Genomic DNA, 25,847 nt, shown 5'->3' on the forward strand with positions numbered 1-25,847 from the left:
TGAGGATAGCCATGAAGTTTCTGTGCACGGGCGCCGATCTGGCCGAGGCCGCCAGCCGCGGTTTCGAGATCGACGGTAAAAAACTGTTCGCCGTACGCCGGGCCGGCCAGGCGTACGTCTACCTCAACCGTTGCCCGCACCGGGGCGTCGGGCTCGAATGGCAACCCGACCAGTTTCTCGACCCGAGCAACAGCCTGATCCAGTGCGCCACTCATGGCGCACTGTTTCTGATCGAGGACGGTGAATGCGTGGCGGGCCCCTGCGCCGGGCAATCGCTGACGGTCATCGATTGCCGTGAGGACGCACAAGGGCTGTGGGTCGACGTTTAACCGTCGAGCAATACGTCCAGCCGACGATCGATCAACATTTCCTCATGATTTAACCGCACACCATAAGCCAGCACCTCGACCCCGGACGCCACCGCCTCACGCAAGGCATCGGCGTAGGCCGAATCGATTTCCACGGCTGGGCGCACCGCCTCGATGCCGGTCAGGTTCACGCAGTACAACTGCACCGCCCGAATCCCCTCGCGCGCCAGATGCGCGAGCTCACGCAAATGCTTGGCGCCGCGCTCTGTCACCGCATCGGGAAAGGCCGCCACCGCCGTACCGTCGAAACCCAGCGTGACACTTTTCACTTCCACGTACGCCGGCCCTGTCGGGTATTCGAGGCGAAAGTCGATGCGGCTTTTTTCCTGTCCGTAGGCCACTTCACGCTTCAGCGCGGTAAAACCGTTCAACTCGCTGATGACACCGGCCTGCAACGCTTCTTCGACCAGCGTGTTGGCGCGCCCGGTGTTCACACAGAACAACCGGCCCTGCGGGGTTTCGCCAATTTCCCAGGTGCCGGGCAGCTTGCGCTTGGGGTCATTGGAGCGGCTGAACCAGACCTGACCTCCCTCGACCTGACAATTGAGCATCGAACCGGTGTTCGGGCAGTGAATCGTCAGCAATTCGCCGCCAACGGTTTCGATGTCGGCGAGAAAGCGCTTGTAACGGCGGATCAACCGGCCTTCTTCAAGAGGAGGATGAAAGCGCATCAGCCTTGCCAGCTCTTCAAGCCACGGGCGATGCGCTCCACCGCTTCCTGTAGGCGAGGAAGGTTTTGCGTGTAGGCAAAGCGCACGTGATGACTGGCCTGATAGCGACCGAAATCCAGGCCCGGGGTGAACGCCACATGTTCGGTTTCAAGGAAGTGACGGCAGAACGCGAAGGCATCACCGCCGAACTGGCTGATATCGGCATACAAGTAGAACGCGCCTTCCGGCTCTACGGCGATATTGAAGCCCAGCTCCCGCAGTGCGGGCAGCAGGAAATCGCGACGACGGCCGAATTCGGCGCGGCGCTCCTCGAGGATCGCAATGGTCTCCGGCTCGAAACAGGCCAGCGCCGCATATTGGGCCATGCTCGGCGCACTGATGTAGAGGTTCTGCGCGAGTTTTTCCAGCTCACTGACCGCCGCATCCGGCGCCACCAGCCAGCCGAGGCGCCATCCGGTCATGCCGAAATATTTGGAGAAACTGTTGAGGACAAACGCACTGTCGTCGACTTCCAGCACGCTGGCGGCATCGGTGCCGTAAGTCAGGCCGTGGTAGATCTCGTCCACCACCAGATGCCCGTGCCGCGCCTTGATGGCTGTGGATAACCCCGAAAGCTCATCGCGGGTCAGAATCGTGCCGGTCGGGTTGGCCGGCGAGGCGACCAGTGCGCCGACACTGTCGTGATCCCAGTGGCGTTCCACCAGATCAGGCGTCAGTTGATAGCGTACATCCGGCCCGACAGGAACCAGTTGCGCCGCGCCTTCAACCAGACGCAAAAAGTGCCGGTTGCACGGATAACCAGGATCGGCCAGCAGCCAGTGCTTGCCTGGATCCACCAGCAAAGCGCTGGCCAGCAGCAGCGCCCCGGAGCCACCCGGCGTGATCAGAATCCGTCGCGGATCAATATTCAGGCCATAGCGGGTCTGGTAGAAACCGGAAATCGCCTCTCGCAGCTCAGGAATGCCACGGGCGGCGGTGTAACGGGTTTTCCCCGCCGTCAGCGCGGCCTGGCCGGCACGGATGATCGGTTCGGCGGTCGTGAAGTCCGGTTCGCCGATTTCCAGGTGGATCACGTCGTGGCCGTCAGCCTGCAATTCATTGGCCCGCGCCAGCAACGCCATCACATGGAACGGTTCGATCGCACGACTGCGCGCACTGTAGGGCTGAGCCATTGGCCTTCCTTCAACGAGGGAAAAGAAACGATTCTACCCATCTGCCGGAACGAGCGAGAACCCGTAGTGGTCACAGCCTCAAGAACACTGGACTGTAACGACACAAGCGTACGCTCCAGGATTGACTAAAATGATTGATTGTCAGGTCTCCAGCACCACCAGACATGGCTTGGCAAACATTTGCAAGCACCACCGGCCGCGGGCTCGACATCCGGGAGTAGCGCGGGCCGAATTGATCTGGTAAGTTCGCCCGCTTGCAGCCGCAGGGCCGGCAGGTGTCGGTGATGGAGCAATCCTGCGCAATGGATTACAAGAGTAGAGGCGGTCCATTTCATGCCCACCCAAGCAAAGCAACAGCAGCAACAGGCGATCAGCGGTTTCGAACCTTACGTTCCGGCCGAAGGCGAAGAGTACATGGGCAAGCCCATGCGCGCGCACTTCACCAAGATCCTGACCAAGTGGAAACTGGACTTGATGCAGGAAGTCGACCGCACTGTTGATCACATGAAAGACGAAGCAGCCAACTTCCCTGATCCGGCCGACCGTGCCAGCCAGGAAGAAGAATTCGCCCTTGAGCTGCGTGCCCGCGACCGCGAGCGCAAGTTGATCAAGAAGATCGACAAGACGCTGCAACTGATCGAAGACGAAGAGTACGGCTGGTGTGATTCCTGCGGCATCGAGATCGGCGTCAAGCGCCTCGAAGCCCGCCCGACTGCCGACATGTGCGTCGACTGCAAGAACCTTGCGGAAATCAAGGAAAAGCAGGTCGGCAAGTAATCCCGACCTGAACGAGAAACGGAGCGTGCGAACGCTCCGTTTTTGTTTCTGCTGTTTTTTGACTCTCTAGTAGCATCGCTCTCATGACTGCCAACACCTCCCCCGCCTACATCGGCCGCTTTGCGCCTACACCCAGTGGACACCTGCACTTCGGTTCGCTGGTGGCTGCACTGGCTTCTTATCTGGATGCCCGTTCGGTGAACGGCCACTGGCTGGTGCGCATGGAAGATCTCGATCCGCCCCGAGAAGAGCCCGGAGCACAGGCGGCGATTCTCAAAGCGCTGGAAAGCTACGGCTTCGAATGGGACGGCGAAATGGTCCGCCAGAGCGACCGGCATGACGCCTACGCGCAAGTGCTCGACAGTCTGTTCAATCACGGTCTGGCGTACGCCTGCACCTGCTCGCGCAAACAACTGGAGCCCTATCACGGCATTTATCCGGGACTGTGCCGCAATGCCGGCCATGGCCAGGAAGACGCCGCGATCCGCCTGCGCGTGCCCGAGCTGGAATATCACTTCATCGACCGGGTGCAGGGCGAATACCGTCAGCACCTGGGCCGTGACGTGGGTGATTTCGTGATCCGCCGCCGCGACGGCCTCTACGCCTATCAACTGGCGGTGGTGCTGGACGACGCCTGGCAGGGCATCACCGACATCGTGCGCGGTGCCGACCTGCTCGACTCGACGCCTCGCCAGCTCTACCTGCAAGAACTGCTGGGCCTGCGCCAGCCGCGTTATCTGCACCTGCCGCTGATTACCCAGCCCGACGGCAACAAGCTCGGCAAGTCCTACCGCTCGCCACCGCTGGAAGCCGATCAGGCCACGCCACTGCTGCTACGGGCGTTGCGGGCACTGGGGCAAAATCCCGGCGCCGAACTGGCCCACGCCTCGCCGCAAGAACTGTTGAATTGGGGCAGCGCCCACTGGGATGCCTCGAAAATCCCGCGCACACTGACCCTGCCTGAAGCGCAACTGCTGTGACGACACTTGCAGTGGCGCGCCCATCCGTTACCATCGCCGCACGTTTTCGGGCACGCGCATAAAAAAGAGAGGCCGGGATGTACATCTATCGCTTGGTCCTGCTTCTGGTCGTGGGGATCTACCTGTTTTCTCCCGCCATCATGGATTGGTGGATCGACGCCACGGGCGCCTGGTATCGCCCTTATCTGCTCTGGCTGATCCTGATCGTCGTGACCTTCATCCTTCAGAGCCAAAAAGATGCCGATGAGCTTTAGCCTGACCCAGATGCTGCTGATCAGCGCCGCCTACCTGGCCGCGCTGTTCGGGGTGGCCTGGATCAGTGAACGGGGCATGATCCCGCGGGCGATCATTCGCCATCCGCTGACCTACACCCTGTCGCTGGGGGTCTACGCCAGTGCGTGGGCGTTCTACGGTACGGTCGGTCTGGCTTATCAGTACGGCTACGGCTTTCTGTCCAGTTATCTCGGGGTGTCCGGCGCGTTCTTGCTGGCGCCAGTGCTGCTGTATCCGATCCTGAAGATCACTCGCACCTATCAACTGTCGTCGCTGGCGGACTTGTTCGCCTTCCGCTTCCGCAGCACCTGGGCCGGTGCGCTGACCACGATTTTCATGCTGATTGGCGTATTGCCGTTGCTGGCGTTGCAGATCCAGGCCGTGGCCGATTCCATCGGCATTCTTACCGGTGAACCGGTGCAGAGTCGCGTGGCCCTGGCGTTCTGCGCGCTGATCATTCTGTTCACGATCTTCTTTGGCTCGCGCCATATCGCCACCCGTGAAAAGCACGAAGGGCTGGTGTTTGCGATTGCCTTCGAATCGGTGATCAAACTGGCCGCTCTCGGCGGCGTCGGCCTCTACGCCTTGTACGGTGTGTTCGACGGCCCGCAACAACTTGAACTGTGGCTGCTGCAGAACCAGACCGCCCTCGCCGCCCTGCACACGCCATTGCAGGAAGGCCCGTGGCGCACGTTGCTGCTGGTGTTTTTCGCCTCGGCGATCGTGATGCCGCACATGTATCACATGACCTTTACCGAGAACCTCAACCCGCGTTCGCTGGTGAGTGCGAGCTGGGGCCTGCCGCTGTTCCTGCTGCTGATGAGTCTGGCCGTGCCGCTGATTCTCTGGGCCGGCCTGAAACTCGGCGCCACCACCAATCCGGAATACTTCACCCTCGGCATCGGCATTGCTGCCAACAGCAAGGCGCTGGCGCTGCTGGCGTACGTCGGCGGTCTGTCGGCGGCCAGCGGCCTGATCATCGTCACCACGCTGGCGCTGTCGGGCATGGCCCTGAACCATCTGGTGCTGCCGCTTTATCAGCCACCGGCCGAAGGCAACATCTACCGCTGGTTGAAATGGACCCGCCGGGCACTGATCGTCGCGATCATCATGGCCGGCTTCTGCTTCTACTTGATGCTCGGTGCCGAACAGGATCTGGCCAACCTCGGCATCGTCGCATTCGTGGCGACCCTGCAATTCCTTCCTGGCGTGTTGTCGGTGCTGTACTGGCCGACCGCTAACCGCCGCGGTTTCATCGCCGGTCTGCTGGCGGGGATTCTGGTGTGGGTGGTGACCATGCTGCTGCCGCTGGTCGGCAATCTGCAGGGTTTCTATATCCCGCTGCTGAACATGATCTACGTGCTCGACGACACCAGCTGGCACATGGCGGCCATCGCCTCGCTGGCGGCCAACGTCTTGATGTTCACCCTGATCTCGCTGTTCACCAATGCCAGCCCGGAAGAGGCCAGCGCCGCCGAAGCCTGCGCGGTGGACAACGTGCGTCGCCCGCAACGCCGGGAACTGCACGCCGCCTCGCCGCAGGAATTCGCCACGCAACTGGCCAAACCACTGGGTGCCAAGGCTGCGCAGAAAGAGGTCGAACAGGCCCTGCGCGACCTTTATCTGCCATTCGACGAGCGCCGCCCTTATGCCTTGCGCCGTTTGCGTGACCGGATCGAAGCCAACCTCTCCGGCCTGATGGGCCCGAGCGTCGCCCAGGACATGGTGGAAACCTTCCTGCCGTACAAGGCCGGCGGCGAAAACTACGTCACCGAAGACATCCACTTCATTGAAAGTCGCCTTGAGGACTACCACTCGCGCCTCACCGGTCTGGCCGCCGAGCTCGACGCCCTGCGCCGCTACCACCGCCAGACCTTGCAGGAACTGCCGATGGGCGTCTGCTCGCTGGCCAAGGATCAGGAGATCCTGATGTGGAACAAGGCCATGGAAGAGCTGACCGGGATTGCCGCGCAACGGGTCGTCGGATCGCGCCTGAGCACCATCGCTAATCCGTGGAAAGAATTGCTGCAAGGCTTCATCAACCTGCCCGACGAACATTTGCACAAACAGCATCTGGCCCTCGATGGCCAGACCCGCTGGCTGAACCTGCACAAAGCGGCGATCGACGAGCCACTGGCGCCGGGTAACAGTGGTCTGGTGCTGCTGGTGGAAGACTTGACCGAAACCCAGATGCTCGAAGACAAGCTGGTGCACTCCGAGCGCCTGGCCAGCATTGGCCGACTCGCGGCCGGCGTGGCCCATGAAATCGGCAACCCGATCACCGGTATCGCCTGTCTTGCGCAAAACCTGCGTGAAGAACGCGAAGACGACGGCGAACTGACGGAAATCAGCGGCCAGATCCTCGAGCAGACCAAACGCGTGTCGCGCATCGTGCAGTCGCTGATGAGCTTCGCCCACGCCGGCAGCCATCAGCACAGCGACGAGCCCGTCTGTCTGGCGGAAGTGGCTCAGGACGCCATCGGTCTGCTGGCCCTGAACCGACGCAACTTCGAAGTCCAGTTCTATAACCTGTGCGACCCCGACCACTGGGTCGAAGGCGACCCGCAGCGGCTCGCCCAGGTTCTGATCAATCTGCTCTCCAACGCCCGTGACGCCTCGCCTGCCGGCAGTGCGGTGCGGGTCAAGAGCGAAGCCGGCGAACACACGGTCGATCTGATCGTCGAGGACGAAGGCAGCGGTATTCCATCGAGCATCATGGATCGATTGTTCGAACCCTTCTTCACCACCAAGGATCCTGGCGAAGGCACCGGTCTGGGCCTTGCACTGGTCTATTCCATCGTTGAAGAGCATTATGGACAAATCACCATCGACAGCCCGGCTGATGTTCAGAGCCAGCGCGGCACCCGTATCCGGGTGACATTGCCGCGTCATGTCGAAGCGACGTCCGCTGTGAACTGAGACCGTCGAGAGTATCGAATCAATGCCGCACATTTTGATCGTCGAAGACGAAACCATTATCCGCTCCGCCTTGCGCCGCCTGCTGGAACGCAACCAGTACCAGGTCAGCGAAGCCGGTTCAGTGCAGGAAGCACAAGAACGCTTCAGTATTCCCACTTTCGATCTGATCGTCAGCGACCTGCGTCTGCCGGGTGCTCCGGGCACCGAGCTGATCAAGCTCGGCCAGGGCACGCCGGTGCTGATCATGACCAGCTACGCCAGTCTGCGCTCGGCCGTCGACTCGATGAAGATGGGCGCGGTGGACTACATCGCCAAGCCTTTCGACCACGACGAGATGCTTCAAGCTGTCGCGCGGATCCTGCGTGATCGCCAGTCGGCGCCGGCTGCCGGCGAAGTTGTTACCGGCAAAACTGCCAACGGTAACGGCAAATCCGCCGTCGACAACAGCAACGGCGAGATCGGCATCATCGGCTCCTGCCCTCCGATGCAGGACCTTTACGGCAAGATCCGTAAAGTCGCCCCGACTGATTCCAATGTATTGATCCAGGGTGAGTCCGGCACCGGTAAAGAACTGGTGGCCCGCGCCCTGCACAATCTTTCGAAACGCGCCAAGGCGCCGATGATCTCGGTGAACTGCGCCGCCATTCCGGAAAGCCTGATCGAGTCCGAACTGTTCGGTCACGAGAAAGGCGCGTTCACCGGTGCCAGCGCCGGTCGCGCCGGCCTGGTGGAAGCGGCGGACGGCGGCACGCTGTTCCTCGACGAGATCGGCGAATTGCCACTGGAAGCACAGGCCCGCCTGCTGCGCGTATTGCAGGAAGGCGAAATTCGCCGGGTTGGCTCGGTCCAATCGCAGAAGGTCGATGTCCGACTGATCGCCGCAACCCACCGCGACCTCAAGAGCCTGGCGAAAATCGGCCAGTTCCGTGAGGACTTGTACTACCGCCTCCACGTGATCGCGTTGAAACTGCCGGCCCTGCGCGAGCGTGGCGCCGACGTCAACGAAATCGCCAATGCGTTCCTCGCTCGCCAAAGTGCGCGCATCAACCGCACCGACCTGAAATTTGCCGCCGATGCCGAACAGGCGATCCGGCACTATTCCTGGCCGGGCAACGTGCGGGAGCTGGAAAACGCCGTCGAGCGCGCCGTGATTCTGAGCGAAAGCCCGGAAATCTCTGCCGACCTGCTGGGCATCGACATCGAGCTGGGTGACCTGGAGGACGATGAGTTCATCGGTCTGCCGGCGCAACCGGCCGGTAGCGCCAGCAACAGCAGCCACGAGCCGACCGAAGATCTGTCGCTGGAAGACTATTTCCAGCATTTCGTGCTCGAGCATCAGGACCACATGACCGAGACCGAACTGGCGCGCAAACTGGGCGTCAGCCGCAAATGCCTGTGGGAGCGCCGTCAGCGTCTGGGCATTCCACGGCGCAAGACCGGGGTCGCCAGCGAGAGCTGAACGTTACCTGTCGAGTGTGCGGGTAACGGTTGAGGATGTGAAAAAACTGTTACCTCAGTCTTTTCACGTAACAGAAGCCGGGGTTATCGGTAACGAAACCCCGGCTTTTTTTCGCCCTGCGAAAACGGTTATATCGACCTAACCCCTTGTTTTATTGGGGTTCGCAAAAGTTGGCACGGCACCTGCTATATGTTTGGTACAAGAACAATAACAAGCAATGCACAAGACAATAAAAATAAGACGAATCGACTCACGCACAATAAAAACAAGACGGCGAGAGGCGCAGCTAACTGATTCTTTTGGAGAGGCGTTGTATTTGGGGCTTGCCCCACGACCAGGCCGAGAACAACAAAAACTGTCTTAAGACAGAGCCTGTACTGGTTGGATCGAGAGATCACTGCAATTCAGCGACCAAAGCAATCCGTTTGCTCTTGGCTCCCGATTGGGAGGGTCATGAAGGAAAAGCTTCATGGCGAGGGCACTCAACAAAAACAAGAAGCCCGAATCAATAATAAAAAGAGCACGCAACTACTTCTTGGGGAGCTTCGGCTCCCCTTGTAGTTTCTCCCCCGCAGCAAAATCCCCCTCACTCATCCTTTTCGACGCCTTTAGCCTGCGGCTTGCAGCGCAAAATGCCTGCGTCCTACACCATCACTCGACTAAATGCTAGAATCCCGGCCCATCATGCGGTCATTCTTTGGTCTGGCCGAACATTCCTTCAAACAGTGCATCCCATGCTGAAGAAGTTGTTCCAGTCATTCCGAACTCCCGTTCGTCGTACTCAACACATCCGTAGCACGCCTGAAGTCCTCAGCAGCGGCCAACATTCGCTGCAAAAAGGCCAATTCAGCCGTTACGCGGTCAATATCGTCGAACGTCTGCAAGGCGCCGGTTACCAGGCTTATCTGGTCGGCGGTTGCGTGCGCGACATGCTGCTGGGCATCACGCCCAAAGACTTTGACGTTGCCACCAGCGCTACCCCCGAGCAGGTCCGCGCCGAATTCCGCAATGCGCGGATCATCGGCCGCCGCTTCAAGCTGGTGCACATCCATTTCGGTCGCGAAATCATCGAGGTCGCGACCTTCCGCGCCAATCACCCGCAAAACGAAGATGACGAAGACAGCAACCAGTCTTCGCGCAACGAGAGCGGGCGCATTCTGCGCGACAACGTCTACGGCACGCTGGAAGAAGACGCGCAACGCCGCGACTTCACCATCAACGCCCTGTATTACGATCCGGTCAGCGAGCGCATTCTCGATTACGCCAACGGCGTGCACGACATCCGCAATCATCTGATCCGCCTGATCGGCGACCCGAAGCAGCGTTACCAGGAAGACCCGGTGCGGATGCTGCGAGCCGTGCGTTTCGCCGCCAAGCTCAACTTCGGCATCGAAAAGCACACCGTCCAGCCGATCCGCGAGCTGGCACCGATGCTGCGCGAGATTCCGTCGGCCCGGCTGTTCGAGGAAGTGCTCAAGCTGTTCCTCTCCGGACATGGCGCCATCACCTTCGAAATGCTGGTCGATCTGCAACTGTTCGCGCCGTTGTTCCCGGCCAGTGCCGATGCGCTGGAATACAACCCGGAATACACCCACACGCTGATCAGCGAAGCGCTGACCAACACCGATCTGCGGATCAAGCAGAACAAACCAGTGACCCCGGCGTTCCTGTTTGCCGCATTGCTGTGGCCTGCCCTGCCGGCCCGCGTGTTGCGTCTGCAAGAGCGTGGCATGCCGCCGATTCCGGCGATGCAGGAAGCCGCCCACGAGTTGATCGCCGAACAGTGCCAGCGCATTGCGATTCCAAAACGCTTCACCATGCCGATCCGCGAGATCTGGGACATGCAGGAACGCCTGCCGCGCCGCAGCGGCAAACGCGCCGACCTGTTGCTGGACAATCCGCGCTTCCGCGCCGGCTACGACTTCCTGCTGCTGCGTGAAAGCGCCGGCGAGCAGACCGATGGCCTGGGCGAATGGTGGACCGATTATCAGGACGCCAATGACAGCGAGCGCCGCGACATGATCCGCGACCTCAGCGGCAAGGAAGACGGCGCCAGCGGTGCTCCGCGCAAGCGTCGCCGCAGCAGCGGTTCCAAGCGCAAGCGCGCAGGCGCACCGAGCGCCACGGGCGAATAAGGCATGGAACGCATCTACATCGGCATGGGCAGCAATCTGGCTGACCCCGCCGAACAACTGCGCAGCGCGGTCGACGCGCTGGGGCAATTGCCAGACAGCGCACTGGTCGGCGTCTCGGCCTTTTACCAGAGCGATTCGTTGCTGCCGGGCCAACCGCGTTACACCAACGCGGTCGCGGCGCTCGACAGCACACTCGCCCCGCTGGACCTGCTCGATGCCCTGCAAGCCATCGAAAACGGTCAGGGCCGCGAACGCCTGGAGCGCTGGGGCCCGCGCACGCTGGACCTGGACATCCTGTTGTTCGGTGACCGACTGATCGACGAGCCGCGCCTCAAAGTCCCGCATTACCACATGCAGGAACGCGCGTTCGTCCTGTACCCCTTGGCCGAACTGGCCCCCGAAGATCTGCACCTGGCTGATGGCCGTACCCTTGCCGATCTTCTCGCAGCCTGCCCGTTCGTCGGCCTCGAACGCCTCTCCCACGCCTGACCCAAACCGCCGATGCGGGAGCAAACTGGCTCCCGCATTTGCGTTCTTGTAGGACAAAAACTCCGCAGATCAGGCCCGCCGGCCCGCTGAATCGCATCAGTAACGCCGGTAACACTCCCGTCGTAACAATGCGGTAACACATGCAATTGACTTCCTGAGGCCTCATCACGACTATAGGCGTCCCGCTGCCGCCAACCCGGCATACAAGGGCGCAATCCAGGCCTTATAAGCACGACAAAAGAGCGTGCGCCTGAGTAGATGACGAATCACGCGCGTTACTCGCAGTAGTTTCCAAAGCGCCTGAACGAGGATTTCTTACATGCCAGCCATCACCCTGACCACGCTCCAGAGCCTCAAGCAGAAAGGTGAAAAGATCACCATGCTGACCTGCTATGACGCGACCTTCGCCCACGCCTGCAACGAGGCCGGTGTCGAAGTGCTGCTGGTGGGCGACTCCCTCGGCATGGTCCTGCAAGGTCACGACAGCACCCTGCCGGTGACCATTGCGGAAATGGCCTACCACACCGCCAGCGTCAAGCGCGGCAACACCGACGCCCTGATCCTGGCCGACCTGCCTTTCATGGCCAACGCCACCCTTGAACAAACCATGACCAACAGCGCCATGCTGATGCAGGCCGGCGCACACATGGTCAAGGTCGAAGGCGCGCTGTGGCTGGCGGAGTCGATCCGCCTGCTGGCCGAACGCGGCGTTCCGGTCTGCGCCCACATGGGCCTGACCCCGCAAGCCGTGAACATTCTCGGCGGCTATAAAGTGCAGGGTCGCAACGAAAACCAGGCACGCCAGATGCGCGCCGACGCGATTTCCCTGGAGCAGGCCGGCGCGGCCATGTTGCTGCTGGAATGCGTGCCGAGCGAACTGGCTGCCGAAATCACCAGCGCAGTAAAAATCCCGGTGATCGGCATCGGCGCCGGCGCCGACACCGACGGTCAGGTCCTGGTGCTGCACGACATGCTCGGCCTGTCGATCAGCGGCCGCGTACCGAAATTCGTCAAGAACTTCATGCAGGGTCAGGACAGCATCCAGTCCGCATTGAAGGCGTACGTCAGCGAAGTCAAAGCCGCCACTTTCCCTGGGATCGAACACGGATTCTCTGCATGAACACCGTTAAAACCGTACGTGAACTGCGCGCTGCCGTGGCGCGCGCCCGCAGCGAAGGCAAGCGCATCGGCTTCGTGCCGACCATGGGCAACTTGCACAGCGGCCACATCGCGTTGATCACCAAGGCCACGCAGCGAGTGGACTTCGTGGTCGCGAGCATTTTCGTCAACCCGCTGCAGTTCGGCGCCGGCGAAGACCTCGACAAATACCCGCGCACCCTGGCGGCGGATCAGGAAAAGCTGCTGGAAGCCGGCTGCTCCCTGCTGTTCGCCCCGACCGTCGAAGAGATGTACCCCGACGGCATGGCCGGCCAGACTCGGGTCAGCGTGCCGCACTTGTCCGAAGGCCTGTGCGGTGCCAGCCGGCCGGGGCACTTCGAAGGCGTGGCGACCGTGGTCAGCAAACTGTTCAACATGGTTCAGCCGGATCTGGCGATCTTCGGTCAGAAGGACTACCAGCAACTGGCGGTGATCCGTGCGCTGGTGCATGACCTGAACATGCCGATCCAGATCATTGGCGAGCCGACCGTGCGTGCCGCCGACGGCTTGGCGCTGTCGTCGCGCAACGGTTTCCTCAGCGAGGAACAACGTGCCGTGGCGCCCGTGGTCTATCGCGCCCTGAGCAACATTGCCGAGTCGATCAAGCAGGGCGAGCGCGACTTCCCGGCCCTGATCCAGGCACAGCGGCAACAGCTGGAAGCCGCCGGCCTGCGTCCGGACTACCTGGAAATCCGCCACGCCCTGACCCTGCGTCCGGCGACGGCGGAAGATCGTGACCTGGTGATTCTGGTGGCTGCGTTCCTCGGCACCACCCGGTTGATCGACAACCTGCACCTGAATCTCGATACCCCCGCCTGAGCATCGCAATATCAGAATGTGAGGGTGAGCCTGCTCGCTCTCACATTCGTGTCACCTCCTCTTCCAAACCGTATTGCTGACCACCAGACCATCGGGCAAACTGCCCGCCGATCCACTGCGCGCGAAAAGCAGGGACTTGCTCGTATTACCCGCCGTCTGTCGGCGCCTGCTGTTATCGATGTTAAAAAAGTACAGGTAACAGGTCAGAAGAAGCCAAGACAGATCGCAGCGCTAGGTTTACTGTATTCGCCCTGCGCCCGTGTAATCGTGTCGACGCAGTTGCCCCCTCGCCCAAACATGGCGGGGAGGTCTTTTCAGTGTTCAAAAGGCCGTTCAAGTAAAAAGGAAAACCGCAGCGATGGCGTACTACCGCACTCCTCATGACGTTACCGCTCTGCCTGCCTGGCAAGCGTTGAAAGACCACCGCCAAGCCATGCAGGATTTCAGCATGCGCGAAGCCTTCAACGCCGATCCGCAGCGCTTCAATCAGTTCACCCTCAGCAGCTGCGGACTGTTTCTCGACTATTCGAAGAATCTGATCAACGCCGAGACCCGCAACCTGCTGGTGGGCCTGGCCAATGAAGTCGATCTCAAGGGCGCGATCAAGGCGCTGTTCGACGGCGAAATCGTCAACTCCTCCGAAGGCCGCCCGGCGCTGCACACCGCCCTGCGTCGTCCGGTGGGCGACAAGCTGTCGGTCAACGGCGTCAACGTGATGCCTGAAGTACACAAGGTGCTGAACCAGATCACCGATCTCGTGGGCCGTATCCACGACGGTCTGTGGCGCGGTTACACCGAGAAGCCGATCACTGACGTGGTGAACATCGGTATCGGTGGTTCGTTCCTCGGCCCTGAACTGGTCTCCGAAGCCCTGCTGTCCTACGCCCAGAAAGGCGTGCGTTGCCATTACCTGGCAAACATCGACGGCAGCGAATTCCACGAGCTGACGCAAAAACTGCGCGCCGAGACCACGCTGTTCATCGTTTCTTCGAAGTCGTTCAACACCCTCGAAACCCTGAAAAACGCCCAGGCCGCGCGCGCCTGGTACCTGGCTCAGGGCGGTTCGGAAGCCGAGCTGTATCGTCACTTCATCGCCGTATCGAGCAACAACGCGGCAGCCGTGGCCTTCGGTATCCGCGAAGAAAACATCTTCCCGATGTGGGACTGGGTCGGCGGTCGTTATTCGCTGTGGTCGGCCATCGGTCTGCCGATTGCCCTGGCCATCGGCATGTCCAACTTCAAGGAACTGCTGTCCGGTGCCTACACCATGGACCAGCATTTCCAGAGCGCGCCGTTCGAACAGAACATGCCGGTGCTGCTGGCCCTGCTCGGTGTGTGGTACGGCAACTTCTGGGGCGCGCAGAGTCACGCGATCCTGCCGTACGACCACTACCTGCGTAACATCACCAAGCACTTGCAACAGCTGGACATGGAATCCAACGGCAAGAGCGTGCGTCAGGACGGCACCCCGGTGTCGACCGATACCGGTCCGGTGATCTGGGGTGGCGTAGGTTGCAACGGTCAGCATGCTTACCACCAGTTGCTGCACCAAGGCACCCAACTGATCCCGGCCGACTTCATCGTGCCGATCGTCAGCTTCAACCCGGTGTCCGACCACCACCAGTGGCTGTACGCCAACTGCCTGTCCCAGAGTCAGGCACTGATGCTCGGCAAGACCCTGCCGGAAGCCGAAGCCGAACTGCGCGACAAGGGCATGAGCGAAGCCGAAGTGCACAAACTGGCACCGCACAAGGTGATCCCGGGCAACCGTCCGAGCAACACCATCGTGGTCGAGCGCATCAGCCCGCGTCGTCTCGGCGCACTGGTGGCGATGTACGAACACAAAGTCTTCGTGCAAAGCGTGGTCTGGGGCATCAACGCCTTCGACCAGTGGGGCGTGGAACTGGGCAAGGAACTGGGCAAGGGCGTCTACAACCGCCTGGTCGGCAGCGAAGAAACCGCCGCCGAAGATGCTTCCACCCAGGGCCTGATCAACTACTTCCGCGGCCGTCACCGCGGCTGATCCTGTACTGAACACACCCCCTCGCCATGAGGGGGTGTTTGTTTACGGGTCTTGAACCCTCCCCGCTCTCGGCGCATCTTTATCCTTGTCGCATAACAAGAATAAGGAACCGTCATGTTCGATATCAGCACGTTCCCCAAAGCCGATGCCGTCCGCCGGGCTGCCCAGTTGAGTCAGGACGACTACCATCGCCTGTACCGCGAATCCATTGAACACCCCAGCACCTTCTGGGCCGAACAGGCCACGCGCTTCCTCGACTGGAGCACACCGTGGCAGACCGTCCAGCGCTATGACCTGAAGACCGGCGAGGCTTCCTGGTTTGCCGGGGCGAAACTCAACGTCAGCTACAACTGCATCGACCGCCACCTGGAAAAGCGCGGCGATCAGATCGCCATTCTCTGGGAAGGCGACGACCCTGCCGAATCGACGCAAATCACCTACAACAAACTCCATCACTACGTCTGCCGCCTGGCCAACGTGCTGAAAAGCCGTGGCGTGAAGAAAGGCGATCGAGTGTGCATCTACATGCCGATGATCCCCGAAGCGGCCTACGCCATGCTCGCCTGCACTCGGATCGGCGCGATTCACTCGGTGGTGTTTGGCGGTTTCTCCCCGGACTCGTTGCGCGACCGCATTCTCGACGCCGACTGCCGCACCGTGATCACCGCCGACGAGGGCGTGCGCGGTGGCAAGTTCGTGCCGCTGAAACAGAATGTCGACAAGGCCCTGCAGAGTTGCCCGGACGTCAGCACCGTCGTAGTAGTCGAGCGCACCCAGAACAAGATCGACTGGGTCGAAGGCCGCGACCTCTGGTATCACCAGGCCGTACGGGACGTCAGCGACGATTGCCCTCCGGAACCGATGGACGCCGAAGATCCGCTGTTCATCCTCTACACCTCCGGCAGCACCGGCAAACCCAAGGGCGTGCTGCACACCACCGGCGGTTACCTGCTGCAAGCGGCGATGACCTTCAAGTACGTCCTCGACTACCGCGAAGGCGAAGTGTTCTGGTGCACCGCCGACGTCGGCTGGGTCACCGGCCACAGTTACATCGTCTATGGCCCGCTGGCCAACGGCGCGACTACGCTGATCTTCGAAGGCGTACCAAGCTACCCAAGCACTTCGCGGTTCTGGCAGGTGATCGACAAACACAAGGTCAACATCTTCTACACCGCCCCCACTGCCCTGCGCGCACTGATGCGCGAAGGAGCAGGTCCCTTGCAGGAAACGTCGCGACAGAGCCTCAGATTGCTCGGCAGCGTCGGTGAGCCGATCAACCCGGAAGCGTGGGAATGGTATTTCAACGTCGTAGGCGAACAGCGTTGTCCGATTGTCGATACCTGGTGGCAGACCGAAACCGGCGGCATCATGCTCAGCCCGCTGGTCAGCGCCCAACGGATAAAACCGGGCTGCGCCACCCAACCGATGTTCGGCGTGCAACCGGTGCTGCTCGATGAGCATGGCAAGGAAATCAAAGGCGCCGGCAGCGGCGTGCTAGCGATCAAGTCGAGCTGGCCGGCGCAGATCCGCAGCGTCTACGGTGATCCGCAGCGCATGGTCGACACCTACTTCAAGCCCTACCCCGGCTACTACTTCACCGGCGACGGCGCCCGCCGCGACGAGGACGGCGACTACTGGATCACCGGGCGCATCGACGACGTGATCAATGTCTCCGGCCACCGCATCGGCACCGCCGAGGTCGAGAGCGCCCTGGTGCTGCACGACAGCATCGCCGAGGCCGCCGTGGTCGGTTATCCCCATGACGTCAAAGGCCAGGGCATCTATGCCTTCGTCACGCCCATGAACGGCGCCGAACCCAACGACGAACTGAAAAAGGAACTGCTGGCCCACGTCAGCAAGGAGATCGGCAGTTTTGCCAAGCCGGACCTGATCCAGTGGGCCCCGGCCCTGCCGAAAACCCGTTCGGGCAAGATCATGCGGCGGATCCTGCGCAAGATTGCCTGCAACGAACTCGACAGCCTCGGCGACACCTCGACCCTGGCTGACCCGAGCGTGGTGCAGGGGCTGATCGACAAGCGCCTTAACCAGTAGAATCACGGGCGCGGTCAACCGGCCGCGCCGCCCTTCATCACTGAGTTGCCATGGAATTCATCCGCAGCCGTATCGAAAACCAACTCATGAGCCTGACCGGTCTGTCCCTCGGCCAGCTCGATCTGGAAAACCCCAAGGGCGATCCCGGCCTGTTCGGCCCGGACTCGATCAGTTGGCAAGTGCACGGCGACTTCAGCAGCATGTTGATCGGCGGCATCAGTGCCTTGTTGCTGCAAGCCCTGCACCCACTGGCACTGGCCGGCGTCTGGGATCACTCGAACTTTCGCCAGGACATGCTCGGCCGCTTGCGCCGTACCAGCCAGTTTGTCTCCGGCACTACGTTCGGCTCGAAACGGGACGCCGAATGGCTGATCGAAAAAGTCCGCACCATTCACCTGCAAGTCGTCGGCACCGCGCCGGATGGCCGGCCCTATGCGGCCAGCGATCCGGATCTGCTGACCTGGGTGCACGTGGCCGAAGTCAGCAATTTTCTCGCCGCCCATTTGCGTTACCGCAACCCGCAGTTGTCGCCGGCCGATCAGGATCGTTACTACGCGGAAATCGCCGTGGTCGCTGAACGACTGGGTGCCCGGGATGTACCGAAATCACGCCAGGCCGTGGCCGATTACCTGCAACGGATGCGCCCGCAGTTGCTGTGTGACGAACGCAGCCGCGAAGTCCTGCGCCTGTTGCTCGATGCCCCTGCGCCCAGCATTCTGGCGCGGCCGTTTGGCGACCTGATGATGAAGGCCGGCATCGACCTGCTGCCGGACTGGGCCAGCGACATGCTGGATGCCCGCCAGAACCCGCTGCAACGCCAGTTGATCCGCGCCAGCGTCAAACGCAGCGCGCCAATGCTGCGCTGGGCGATGCGCAATGGATCGGTTCAGCGGGCCCAGCGGCGGATGGGGCTGAGCTGAAGCTCAGTAACTGCTAAACTCCCGCGCCCCGATTCCCTCCAGCAAGGCGCAAGCATGTCTTCCCTGAATCAGGCGCTGCGCGCCGCCCTCGATCAACGCCAGGATCTGCTCGCCGAGCTGCACCGCCAGGGCACCGACTGCTATCGCCTGTTCCACGGCAGCCAGGAAGGCGCCGGCGGCCTGACTATCGACCGCTACGGCCCGCAACTGATGGTGCAGAGCTTCCACCAGACGCTGGAACTCGCCGACCTGCTGCAACTGCACGCCACGGTGAATGAAACGTTGGGATTGCAAACCTTGCTGGTTTACAACGACCGCTCCCGTGGCAACTCGCGCATCGATCGTGAAGACAGTGTGTACCGCGCCGACGATGCTGCGCTGGTTGATCTGGTCGGCCACGAATGGGGCCTGAACTACCGTGTGCGCGGGCGCCACGCCGGTCAGGATCCTCTGCTGTTCCTCGACCTGCGCAACACCCGCGGCTGGGTCAAGGATCACGCCAAGGGCAAAAGCGTGCTCAACCTGTTCGCCTACACCTGCGGCGTCGGTCTCAGTGCGGCCGCCGGCGGTGCCCGCGAGGTATGCAACCTGGACTTCGCCGAGGGCAATCTGGCGGTCGGGCGCGAGAACGGCTTGCTCAATCCGCAACTGCCGACCATGGAATTCATCCAGTCCGACTACTTCCCGGCGATTCGCCAGTTGGCCGGTCTGCCGATCAGTCAGCGTCGCGGGCAGAAACTGCCGAGCTATCAGCGCCTCGAACAGCGTCAATACGATCTGGTGCTGCTCGACCCTCCCGCGTGGGCCAAAAGTGCGTTCGGCACGGTCGATCTGCTGCGTGATTATCAAAGCCTGCTCAAGCCAGCCCTGCTGACCACTGCCGACAATGGCGTGCTGATCTGCTGCAACAACCTGGCGAAGGTCAGCATGGACGACTGGCGCGAACAGGTGCTGCGCTGCGCCGAGAAAGCCGGGCGCCCGGTACGCGAATGGAGTGTGATGACGCCGGGTGCCGACTTCCCTTCGCAGGATCAACAACCGCCGCTGAAGACCCTGATTCTTCAGCTCTGATTTTCTGGCTCTAAAGTCGCGCAGGAAATTTCCCACAGAAAAATCTGAACAATCCTGATCACAGGCTATTACTTCGGAACCGGAATCGCGTGCCATACTCCAAGGCACTCCGATTCAGACAGATGAAGCCGCACATGCCCAAAGGATTGATTCGCGCGATTGGCGCCTTGTTGACCGCTCTGGCCCTCTACAGCCTGCTGGGGTTTCTGATTTTGCCGGGCATTGCGCTCCGGGTCGCCAACCAGCAACTGGCCAACTACGCGACGGTGCCTGCGCACATTCAGCGTATCGAACTCAATCCGTTCAGCCTCGAAGTCACGCTTTGGGGCCTGGTCATCGGCGAGCCGGGCAAGGAACAGGTCGGTTTCGAACGCCTGTACGCCAACCTGCAACTCGACAGCCTGTGGACAAAAGCGCTGCACCTGTCCGACATCGAACTGGATAAACCCAAGACCGAAGTCCTGTTCGCCCAGGACGGCAAACTCAATCTGCTGGGTCTGTTCAAGTTGCCGGCCAGTGAACCGACGCCGGCCGATCCGAATGCCAAGCCGTTTCCGCTGCGTATCGACCGGATCAAACTGGCCGGCGGCAACGTGCACTTCCAGGACTCACGCCCGAGCGAACCGATCGAGTTCCTCTACGACAAGCTCGATTTCGAACTGAACAACCTCAGCACCCTGCCCGACGACAACGCCGACATGACCCTGGTCGCCATCGGCCCGGCCGGTGGGCAGATCGACTGGAAAGGCAACTTCAGCCTGATCCCGATCGCCTCCGAAGGCACGCTCAAAGTCACCGATGGCCAGATGAAAGCCTTCTGGCCCTACGTGCGCGACGCGGTGCCATTGGTACTGGAAAACGGCGTAGTCAGCCTGAGCACCGACTACAAGCTCAACCTGTCCAAGGAAACCGAACTGCTGTTGAGCAACGTCTCGGTCAGTGTCGCGCCGTTTGCGATCAAGGCCCCGGACGGGCGCCCGCTGGCGAAACTCGACCGCCTCGACGTCAGCGAAACCACGGTGGACCTGGCCAAACAGCAAGTGGTGGTCGGCAAGATCCGCAGCCAGAAACTCGAAACCTGGGCCGCCCTTGAGGCGGACGGGCAACTGGACTGGCAGAAACTGTTCGCCAGCCAGCCGTCGAAACCTGCCGCCAAAGCGGCGGCGGAACCGAAAAGCACTCCGGCGGCTGCCGACTCACCGAAACCGGAACCGGCCGCACCGGGCAAACCGTGGCAGGTGCTGCTCAAGGACGTGCAACTGCGTGACTACAAAGTGCATCTGGCCGACCGCTCGGCGAAGCCGGAAGTCACGCTGGATGTCACGCCGCTGAACCTCGACCTGCAGAATTTCGACAGCCTCAACGGCTCGCCCTTCAACGTCAAACTGGACACCGGCCTGGGCAAGCAAGGCAAGATCAGCGCCGACGGCGTGGTCAATCTGGCACCGGTCACGGCCCAGCTCAACGTGAAGACGCAGGACATCGACCTTCGCGTCGCCCAGTCCTACATCAACCCGTTCATTCGCCTGGAACTGCGCAGCGGCATGCTCGGCAGCGATCTGAAAGTGAATCTGAAAAGCGTCACACCTCTGGCACTCAGTGTCACCGGTCGCGCCCAGGTCGATCAGTTGCACACCCTCGACACCCTGAAGACCCGCGACTTCCTCAAGTGGCAGCAAGTGGTGGTCGAAGGCCTGAACTATCAGCACGGCGACAACCTGTCGATCGACAGAATCAACCTGTTCCAGCCCTATGTGCGATTCATGATCAACGATGACCGCACCACCAACATCGACGACTTGCTGATTCCGCAACCTGCCGATTCCGGGGCGAAAACGGCAGCGGCCAAACCAGCCGGCAACTCGAAACCGCTGGGCATTCATATCGGCGGTATCGCGATCAATGACGGCTCGGCCAACTTCGCCGACTTCAGCCTGACCCCGAACTTCGCCACCGCGGTCCAGCAGCTCAACGGCCAGATCGGCACCATCGACAGCCGTCAGGCGAAACCGGCCAGCGTCGACGTCAAAGGCAAGGTCGACCGCTATGCGCCGGTGACCATCAAGGGTGCGGTCAACCCGTTCGACCCGATGGCCAGCCTCGACATCGCCACCAGTTTCAAACGGGTCGAATTGACCACCCTGACGCCCTACTCCGGCAAGTTCGCCGGTTACCGGATCCGCAAGGGCCGGCTCAATCTCGACCTGCACTACCTGATCACCAAGGGCCAGCTCAAGGCCGAGAACAAAGTGGTGGTCGAGCAGCTGCAACTGGGTGAGAAAGTCGACAGCCCGGATGCCGTGAGCCTGCCGCTGAAACTGGCGATTGCGTTGCTCAAGGACGTGGACGGGAAGATTTCCATCGAGCTGCCGGTCACCGGCGACCTCAATAACCCGCAATTCAGCGTGATGCCGATTATCTGGCAGACCCTGCGCAATCTGGTCGTCAAAGCCGCCGCCGCACCGTTCAAGATGATTGGCGGGCTGATCAACGGGGGCGGTTCCGAAGACCTCGGCACCGTGTCCTTCGCACCGGGTTCCAGCGAACTGAACAAGGACGCCGAAGCCGCGCTGGTCAAACTGTCCCAGGCCTTGAAGGAACGTCCGGCCCTGCGCCTGGAAATCGAAGGCACCGCCGCCCAGAGCAGCGACGGTCCGTTGATTGCCGAGCAGCGTCTGGAACGTGAATACCAGTACAACTACTACAAGATGCTCCAGCGCCGTGGCGACAAGGTGCCGGCCCAGGCATCACTGATCCAGGTCCCGGATAACGAAAAAGGCCCGCTGCTCGAAGGCATCTACCGCACTCGTCTGAAAACCCAGCCGCCGGCTGAATGGAAAGATCTGGGCAAGGAAGAGCGCACCGCGAAAATGCGTGCGGACGTGATCAAGTTCTGGAGCTCCAGCGATGTGCTGCTGCGCCAACTGGGTCAGGACCGTGCCAGCAGCATCAAGGACTACCTGGTGGACAAAGGCCAACTGGCCGACGACCGCGTGTACTTCATCGACGCCAATCTCGGCGAAGCGGAGAGCGACGGCCGCGTGGTGACGCAAATGCATCTGGACGCCGAGTGATGAACAGCCAATGGCTGGCGGCAATAGTGCTGGCGCTCGTCGCCAGCCAGGCGTCAGCATCCGATACGCTGCGCTGCGGCAGCCAGTTGGTCAGCCTTGGCGACCGTTCCAGCGAGGTGCTGCAAAAGTGCGGTGAACCGGTCAGCCGTGACGTGCTGGGCTACAAGCGCAGCGCCAATCGCCGGGAAGAGTTTCAGGTCGAGGAATGGACCTACGGCCCGAGCAACGGCATGTACCAATACCTGCGGTTCGAAGGTAATCGCCTGCGGCAGATCAACAGCAAACGTGGCAACTGACCTCCCCCATTGGTTTTCCCGTCCCTGAAATAGAACAGGCCCCGACACGAATGCCGGGGCCTGTAATGGCCACTCCCTGTGGCCGTTCGCATGAACTCTAAAGTGCGGCAGACGTATGACTCGGCCCGCCTGTCGCGTCTTCTCCCGGTCCAGGCGAGAAGTCTTGCCTTACTCGGCTTTCAGGCCGTCAGCGGAGACCGCTTTCACGCCTTTGATTTTCTTGGCGATGGCCACGGCGGTGGTTTTCTGAGCTTCGGTGATGGCAACGGTCGAAGACAGGGAAACGACGCCTTTGTTGGTTTCTACTTTGATATCAGTGCCTGGAATGCCTTTTTCGGTGACCAGGTCGCTTTTGACTTTAGTGGTGATCCAGGTGTCGGAAGTGGCCTCTTTCGCCTTGGTCATTTCACCGGCGGCCAGGGTCATTGGCGCCTGGGTTGCCTGAGTGGATTGTGCGAATGCGCCGGTGGCCATGGTCAGGGTCAGCGCGGTAGCAGCAGCGGCAGTGATAGCGAACTTCTTCATACGAGTAACTCCTGTTTTTCTGGAAAGTCTGCTGCGTGTCTTGTCAGCAGGGTTACTGGAGATATTGCGAACGCTGTGCCAAGTCTTCAAAAGACGATAATTCTTTATAAATCAACAAGTTATAAATCATGAACATTTTCGGAATCATGCAAATTGCATGACGTTCGAATTATCTGCATGCAAGTTGCGGCTTTTGGAAAAGTTCCTAACACGCTGAAATGATTGAAGCTTTTGTGAAGTGCCGGGCAAAAGAAAATGCCCCGCAAAGCGGAGCATTTCATGATGCGTGGCTAGCCGGTCAGGCACCGCTGCCCGGGCAACCTTTAGGCGCGTAGTCCGGGTTGACCGTGGATGCGCAACTCCAGACACCGGCGGTGTTGCCGGTAGCAGCACCCGTGCGGGAGAGCGTGATGGTCTTGCCCAGTACCGGGCCTGGTGCGTTGACCAGCGTGCAGGTGATCGTGCCGGCGCCTGTCGAAGCCGTGCCCGACGCCGCCAACGTGCAGTTGGAGGTGGTGGCTGCCGCGTTACCGGCCACCAGCAACAGGGTCGGGTCGGTACCTTGATTAATGGTGTCCTCGAACGGCACTTTGAGTGCGCTGATTTCCGCCAGCCCTGCCGTCACCTTCGACCGTGCCTGGTACTTGGTGTATTGCGGCAACGCGATGGTGGCCAGAATGCCGATGATCGCCACGACGATCAGCAGCTCGATCAGAGTGAAACCTTGTTGTTTCTTCATAGACACGCTCCATGCATGAGTCGGAATCTCATGATCTGAACAGGACTCAGCACAGCCCGTGCCAAGGCGCCCGCACCCGCGCAGGCTGGGCGCGATCACGCTATCGCGGCGTTTCCTACAACCTGTAACCGCACTATCTGACACTTTTTGTCACCTGCACCGAGGCGGTTTGGCGCTGTCACTTGACTAGGCTATAAGTCATGAACTGTCTGCATCCGGGATTCCCATGAATGACATCGCTCTGAGCGGTCTGGCCAAGCAATTGGTACAGGCCGAACTGCTCACGGAAAAAAGCGCCCAGCAAGCCTGGCAGCAGGCCCAGCGCAATCGTCTGTCGCTGGTCAGCTATCTGGTACAGAACAAACTGGTGAAGAGTTCGCAGGTTGCCGAGATCGCCTCGGAGCATTTCGGCATGGCGTTCCTCGACCTCAACTGCCTGGACAAGGAAACCCAGCCCAAGGGCCTGGTCAGCGAAAAACTGGTGCGCCAGCACCACGCGCTGCCCCTGTGGCGGCGCGGCAACAAGCTGTTTGTGGGGATCTCCGACCCGAGCAATCATCAGGCAATCAACGATATTCAGTTCAGCACCGGGCTGACCACCGAAGCGATTCTGGTGGAAGACGACAAGCTCACCGACGCCATCGAGAAGTTCTTCGACACCCACGCCTCCGGCCTGGAAGACATGGCCGATGTCGACCTCGACGGGCTGGACGTCGAGTCCATCGATGACAGCAAGCAGGACGCCATCGGTGGGCTGGACGCCGACGACGCGCCGGTGGTGCGCTTCGTCCACAAGATGCTGCTGGACGCGATCAAGAGCGGTTCTTCCGACCTGCACTTCGAACCCTACGAAAAAAACTACCGGGTGCGCGTACGTACCGACGGCATCCTGCGCGAAGTGGCCAAGCCGCCGATTCAACTGGCCGGGCGCATTGCCGCACGCCTGAAGGTCATGGCCAGCCTCGACATTTCGGAACGCCGCAAACCTCAGGACGGGCGACTGAAGATGCGCCTGTCCAAGAGCAAGTCGATCGATTTCCGGGTCAACACCTTGCCGACCCTGTGGGGCGAGAAAGTGGTGATCCGGATCCTCGACCCCTCCAGCGCGCAGATAGGCATCGACGCCCTCGGCTACGAGCCGGAGCAGAAAGACCTGTACCTCGCTGCCCTGAAGCAACCACAAGGTATGATCCTGGTCACCGGTCCCACCGGTTCCGGCAAGACCGTGTCGCTGTACACCGGGCTCAACATTCTCAATACCGTCGACATCAACATCTCCACTGCCGAAGACCCGGTGGAGATCAACATGGAAGGCATCAATCAGGTCAACGTCAATCCTAAGCAGGGGCTGGACTTCGCCCAGGCCCTGCGCTCGTTCCTGCGCCAGGACCCGGACGTGATCATGGTCGGTGAGATCCGCGATCTCGAGACTGCGGAAATCGCCATCAAGGCAGCGCAGACCGGTCACCTTGTGCTCTCCACGCTGCACACCAACAGCGCCGCCGAGACACTCACCCGCTTGCACAACATGGGCATTCCCGGCTTCAACATCGCCACGTCGGTCAGCCTGATCATCGCCCAGCGTCTGGCGCGAAAACTCTGCAGCCACTGCAAAAAGCCCATCGAGATTCCCCGCGAAACCTTGCTCAAGGAAGGTTTTCCCGAGGAACGCATCGGCAGTTTCACGATCTATGAGCCCGCCGGTTGCGATCAATGCAACGGCGGCTACAAGGGACGCACCGGGATTTATGAAGTGGTGAAAAACACCCCCGAGCTGCAACGGCTGATCATGGCCGAGGGCAACTCATTGGAAATCGACAGCCAGATGCGCCTGGACGGCTTCAACGACCTGCGCACCTCGGGACTGATCAAGGCGATGCAAGGCATCACCAGCCTTGAAGAAATCAACCGGGTCACCAAGGACTGA

21 protein-coding genes are annotated in these 25,847 nt (G+C 60.9%); 17 read left to right on the forward strand and 4 right to left on the reverse strand.

Annotated features, from left to right (window positions below; translation table 11 throughout):
- Nucleotides 1-11 precede the first annotated feature (11 nt).
- Complete coding sequence (locus IF199_RS25575; protein WP_102621079.1) at nucleotides 12-329, forward strand: Rieske (2Fe-2S) protein; 318 nt, start codon at nucleotides 12-14, stop codon at nucleotides 327-329.
- Here IF199_RS25575 and sfsA read toward each other — a convergent pair.
- Nucleotides 326-1,039 carry a DNA/RNA nuclease SfsA gene (sfsA, locus tag IF199_RS25580; protein WP_192559007.1) on the reverse strand — a complete coding sequence of 238 codons (714 nt, stop codon included), beginning with the start codon at nucleotides 1,037-1,039 and terminating at the stop codon, nucleotides 326-328. The genes IF199_RS25575 and sfsA overlap by 4 nt on opposite strands.
- Nucleotides 1,039-2,211 carry a pyridoxal phosphate-dependent aminotransferase gene (locus IF199_RS25585; protein ID WP_102621080.1) on the reverse strand — a complete coding sequence of 391 codons (1,173 nt, stop codon included), beginning with the start codon at nucleotides 2,209-2,211 and terminating at the stop codon, nucleotides 1,039-1,041. Before IF199_RS25585 ends, sfsA begins: the two co-directional genes overlap by 1 nt.
- Before the next feature lie 333 nt (nucleotides 2,212-2,544).
- Between IF199_RS25585 and dksA the strand changes: the two genes are divergently transcribed.
- The 15 genes from dksA to IF199_RS25660 all read left to right on the forward strand — a co-directional run bounded on the left by dksA (nucleotide 2,545) and on the right by IF199_RS25660 (nucleotide 22,656).
- Nucleotides 2,545-2,988, forward strand: coding sequence for an RNA polymerase-binding protein DksA (gene dksA, locus IF199_RS25590; protein WP_085712147.1), 444 nt, complete (start codon nucleotides 2,545-2,547; stop codon nucleotides 2,986-2,988).
- 83 nt (nucleotides 2,989-3,071) lie between these two features.
- Entirely contained in the window at nucleotides 3,072-3,968 is an 897-nt protein-coding gene (gluQRS, locus tag IF199_RS25595; RefSeq protein ID WP_192559008.1) for a tRNA glutamyl-Q(34) synthetase GluQRS, read from the forward strand.
- Between the two features lie 77 nt (nucleotides 3,969-4,045).
- Nucleotides 4,046-4,222, forward strand: coding sequence for a hypothetical protein (locus IF199_RS25600; protein WP_003176118.1), 177 nt, complete (start codon nucleotides 4,046-4,048; stop codon nucleotides 4,220-4,222).
- Nucleotides 4,206-7,160 (forward strand): sensor histidine kinase, encoded by a 2,955-nt coding sequence (locus IF199_RS25605; protein ID WP_192559009.1) that lies wholly within the window; start codon nucleotides 4,206-4,208, stop codon nucleotides 7,158-7,160. Before IF199_RS25600 ends, IF199_RS25605 begins: the two co-directional genes overlap by 17 nt.
- A 22-nt stretch (nucleotides 7,161-7,182) precedes the next feature.
- Nucleotides 7,183-8,619: a sigma-54-dependent transcriptional regulator gene (locus tag IF199_RS25610; RefSeq protein ID WP_192559010.1), complete on the forward strand. Its 1,437-nt coding sequence runs from the start codon at nucleotides 7,183-7,185 to the stop codon at nucleotides 8,617-8,619.
- 734 nt (nucleotides 8,620-9,353) lie between these two features.
- A complete protein-coding gene (locus IF199_RS25615; protein WP_192559011.1) occupies nucleotides 9,354-10,754 on the forward strand; it encodes a polynucleotide adenylyltransferase PcnB in 1,401 nt (466 codons plus the stop codon).
- Nucleotides 10,755-10,757: 3 nt separating this feature from the next.
- Nucleotides 10,758-11,243, forward strand: coding sequence for a 2-amino-4-hydroxy-6-hydroxymethyldihydropteridine diphosphokinase (folK, locus tag IF199_RS25620; RefSeq protein WP_192559012.1), 486 nt, complete (start codon nucleotides 10,758-10,760; stop codon nucleotides 11,241-11,243).
- A 319-nt stretch (nucleotides 11,244-11,562) separates the two neighbouring features.
- Nucleotides 11,563-12,363, forward strand: coding sequence for a 3-methyl-2-oxobutanoate hydroxymethyltransferase (gene panB / locus IF199_RS25625; protein WP_096820903.1), 801 nt, complete (start codon nucleotides 11,563-11,565; stop codon nucleotides 12,361-12,363).
- Entirely contained in the window at nucleotides 12,360-13,220 is an 861-nt protein-coding gene (gene panC, locus IF199_RS25630; RefSeq protein ID WP_192559013.1) for a pantoate--beta-alanine ligase, read from the forward strand. Before panB ends, panC begins: the two co-directional genes overlap by 4 nt.
- 358 nt (nucleotides 13,221-13,578) lie before the next feature.
- Entirely contained in the window at nucleotides 13,579-15,243 is a 1,665-nt protein-coding gene (gene pgi, locus IF199_RS25635; RefSeq protein ID WP_192559014.1) for a glucose-6-phosphate isomerase, read from the forward strand.
- Nucleotides 15,244-15,357: 114 nt separating this feature from the next.
- Nucleotides 15,358-17,295, forward strand: coding sequence for an acetate--CoA ligase (acs, locus tag IF199_RS25640; RefSeq protein ID WP_192559015.1), 1,938 nt, complete (start codon nucleotides 15,358-15,360; stop codon nucleotides 17,293-17,295).
- A gap of 50 nt (nucleotides 17,296-17,345) precedes the next feature.
- Nucleotides 17,346-18,215, forward strand: coding sequence for an oxygenase MpaB family protein (locus IF199_RS25645; protein WP_192559016.1), 870 nt, complete (start codon nucleotides 17,346-17,348; stop codon nucleotides 18,213-18,215).
- 54 nt (nucleotides 18,216-18,269) lie between these two features.
- Nucleotides 18,270-19,286 (forward strand): class I SAM-dependent rRNA methyltransferase, encoded by a 1,017-nt coding sequence (locus IF199_RS25650; protein ID WP_192559017.1) that lies wholly within the window; start codon nucleotides 18,270-18,272, stop codon nucleotides 19,284-19,286.
- Between the two features lie 122 nt (nucleotides 19,287-19,408).
- Nucleotides 19,409-22,360: a DUF748 domain-containing protein gene (locus tag IF199_RS25655; protein ID WP_192559018.1), complete on the forward strand. Its 2,952-nt coding sequence runs from the start codon at nucleotides 19,409-19,411 to the stop codon at nucleotides 22,358-22,360.
- Nucleotides 22,360-22,656, forward strand: a complete 297-nt coding sequence (locus IF199_RS25660; protein WP_102621087.1) for a DUF2845 domain-containing protein — start codon at nucleotides 22,360-22,362, stop codon at nucleotides 22,654-22,656. Before IF199_RS25655 ends, IF199_RS25660 begins: the two co-directional genes overlap by 1 nt.
- 168 nt (nucleotides 22,657-22,824) lie before the next feature.
- Here IF199_RS25660 and IF199_RS25665 read toward each other — a convergent pair whose 3' ends face one another.
- Nucleotides 22,825-23,181, reverse strand: a complete 357-nt coding sequence (locus tag IF199_RS25665; RefSeq protein WP_096820895.1) for a BON domain-containing protein — start codon at nucleotides 23,179-23,181, stop codon at nucleotides 22,825-22,827.
- Between the two features lie 298 nt (nucleotides 23,182-23,479).
- On the reverse strand, nucleotides 23,480-23,920 hold the full coding sequence (locus IF199_RS25670) for a pilin (RefSeq protein WP_096820894.1): 441 nt from the start codon (nucleotides 23,918-23,920) through the stop codon (nucleotides 23,480-23,482).
- A gap of 226 nt (nucleotides 23,921-24,146) precedes the next feature.
- Between IF199_RS25670 and pilB the strand changes: the two genes are divergently transcribed.
- On the forward strand, nucleotides 24,147-25,847 hold the full coding sequence (gene pilB, locus IF199_RS25675) for a type IV-A pilus assembly ATPase PilB (RefSeq protein ID WP_096820893.1): 1,701 nt from the start codon (nucleotides 24,147-24,149) through the stop codon (nucleotides 25,845-25,847).

The sequence above is a fragment of the Pseudomonas allokribbensis genome, assembly GCF_014863605.1.
Taxonomy (GTDB): Bacteria; Pseudomonadota; Gammaproteobacteria; order Pseudomonadales; family Pseudomonadaceae; genus Aquipseudomonas; species Aquipseudomonas allokribbensis.

Excerpts from the sequence above, each read along its gene's own strand:
- IF199_RS25575 (WP_102621079.1), top strand. The coding sequence starts at position 12 with ATGAAGTTTCTGTGCACGGGCGCCGATCTGGCCGAGGCCGCCAGCCGC.
- sfsA (WP_192559007.1), bottom strand. The coding sequence starts at position 1,039 with ATGCGCTTTCATCCTCCTCTTGAAGAAGGCCGGTTGATCCGCCGTTAC.
- IF199_RS25585 (WP_102621080.1), bottom strand. The coding sequence starts at position 2,211 with ATGGCTCAGCCCTACAGTGCGCGCAGTCGTGCGATCGAACCGTTCCAT.
- dksA (WP_085712147.1), top strand. The coding sequence starts at position 2,545 with ATGCCCACCCAAGCAAAGCAACAGCAGCAACAGGCGATCAGCGGTTTC.
- gluQRS (WP_192559008.1), top strand. The coding sequence starts at position 3,072 with ATGACTGCCAACACCTCCCCCGCCTACATCGGCCGCTTTGCGCCTACA.
- IF199_RS25600 (WP_003176118.1), top strand. The coding sequence starts at position 4,046 with ATGTACATCTATCGCTTGGTCCTGCTTCTGGTCGTGGGGATCTACCTG.
- IF199_RS25605 (WP_192559009.1), top strand. The coding sequence starts at position 4,206 with ATGCCGATGAGCTTTAGCCTGACCCAGATGCTGCTGATCAGCGCCGCC.
- IF199_RS25610 (WP_192559010.1), top strand. The coding sequence starts at position 7,183 with ATGCCGCACATTTTGATCGTCGAAGACGAAACCATTATCCGCTCCGCC.
- IF199_RS25615 (WP_192559011.1), top strand. The coding sequence starts at position 9,354 with ATGCTGAAGAAGTTGTTCCAGTCATTCCGAACTCCCGTTCGTCGTACT.
- folK (WP_192559012.1), top strand. The coding sequence starts at position 10,758 with ATGGAACGCATCTACATCGGCATGGGCAGCAATCTGGCTGACCCCGCC.
- panB (WP_096820903.1), top strand. The coding sequence starts at position 11,563 with ATGCCAGCCATCACCCTGACCACGCTCCAGAGCCTCAAGCAGAAAGGT.
- panC (WP_192559013.1), top strand. The coding sequence starts at position 12,360 with ATGAACACCGTTAAAACCGTACGTGAACTGCGCGCTGCCGTGGCGCGC.
- pgi (WP_192559014.1), top strand. The coding sequence starts at position 13,579 with ATGGCGTACTACCGCACTCCTCATGACGTTACCGCTCTGCCTGCCTGG.
- acs (WP_192559015.1), top strand. The coding sequence starts at position 15,358 with ATGTTCGATATCAGCACGTTCCCCAAAGCCGATGCCGTCCGCCGGGCT.
- IF199_RS25645 (WP_192559016.1), top strand. The coding sequence starts at position 17,346 with ATGGAATTCATCCGCAGCCGTATCGAAAACCAACTCATGAGCCTGACC.
- IF199_RS25650 (WP_192559017.1), top strand. The coding sequence starts at position 18,270 with ATGTCTTCCCTGAATCAGGCGCTGCGCGCCGCCCTCGATCAACGCCAG.
- IF199_RS25655 (WP_192559018.1), top strand. The coding sequence starts at position 19,409 with ATGAAGCCGCACATGCCCAAAGGATTGATTCGCGCGATTGGCGCCTTG.
- IF199_RS25660 (WP_102621087.1), top strand. The coding sequence starts at position 22,360 with ATGAACAGCCAATGGCTGGCGGCAATAGTGCTGGCGCTCGTCGCCAGC.
- IF199_RS25665 (WP_096820895.1), bottom strand. The coding sequence starts at position 23,181 with ATGAAGAAGTTCGCTATCACTGCCGCTGCTGCTACCGCGCTGACCCTG.
- IF199_RS25670 (WP_096820894.1), bottom strand. The coding sequence starts at position 23,920 with ATGAAGAAACAACAAGGTTTCACTCTGATCGAGCTGCTGATCGTCGTG.
- pilB (WP_096820893.1), top strand. The coding sequence starts at position 24,147 with ATGAATGACATCGCTCTGAGCGGTCTGGCCAAGCAATTGGTACAGGCC.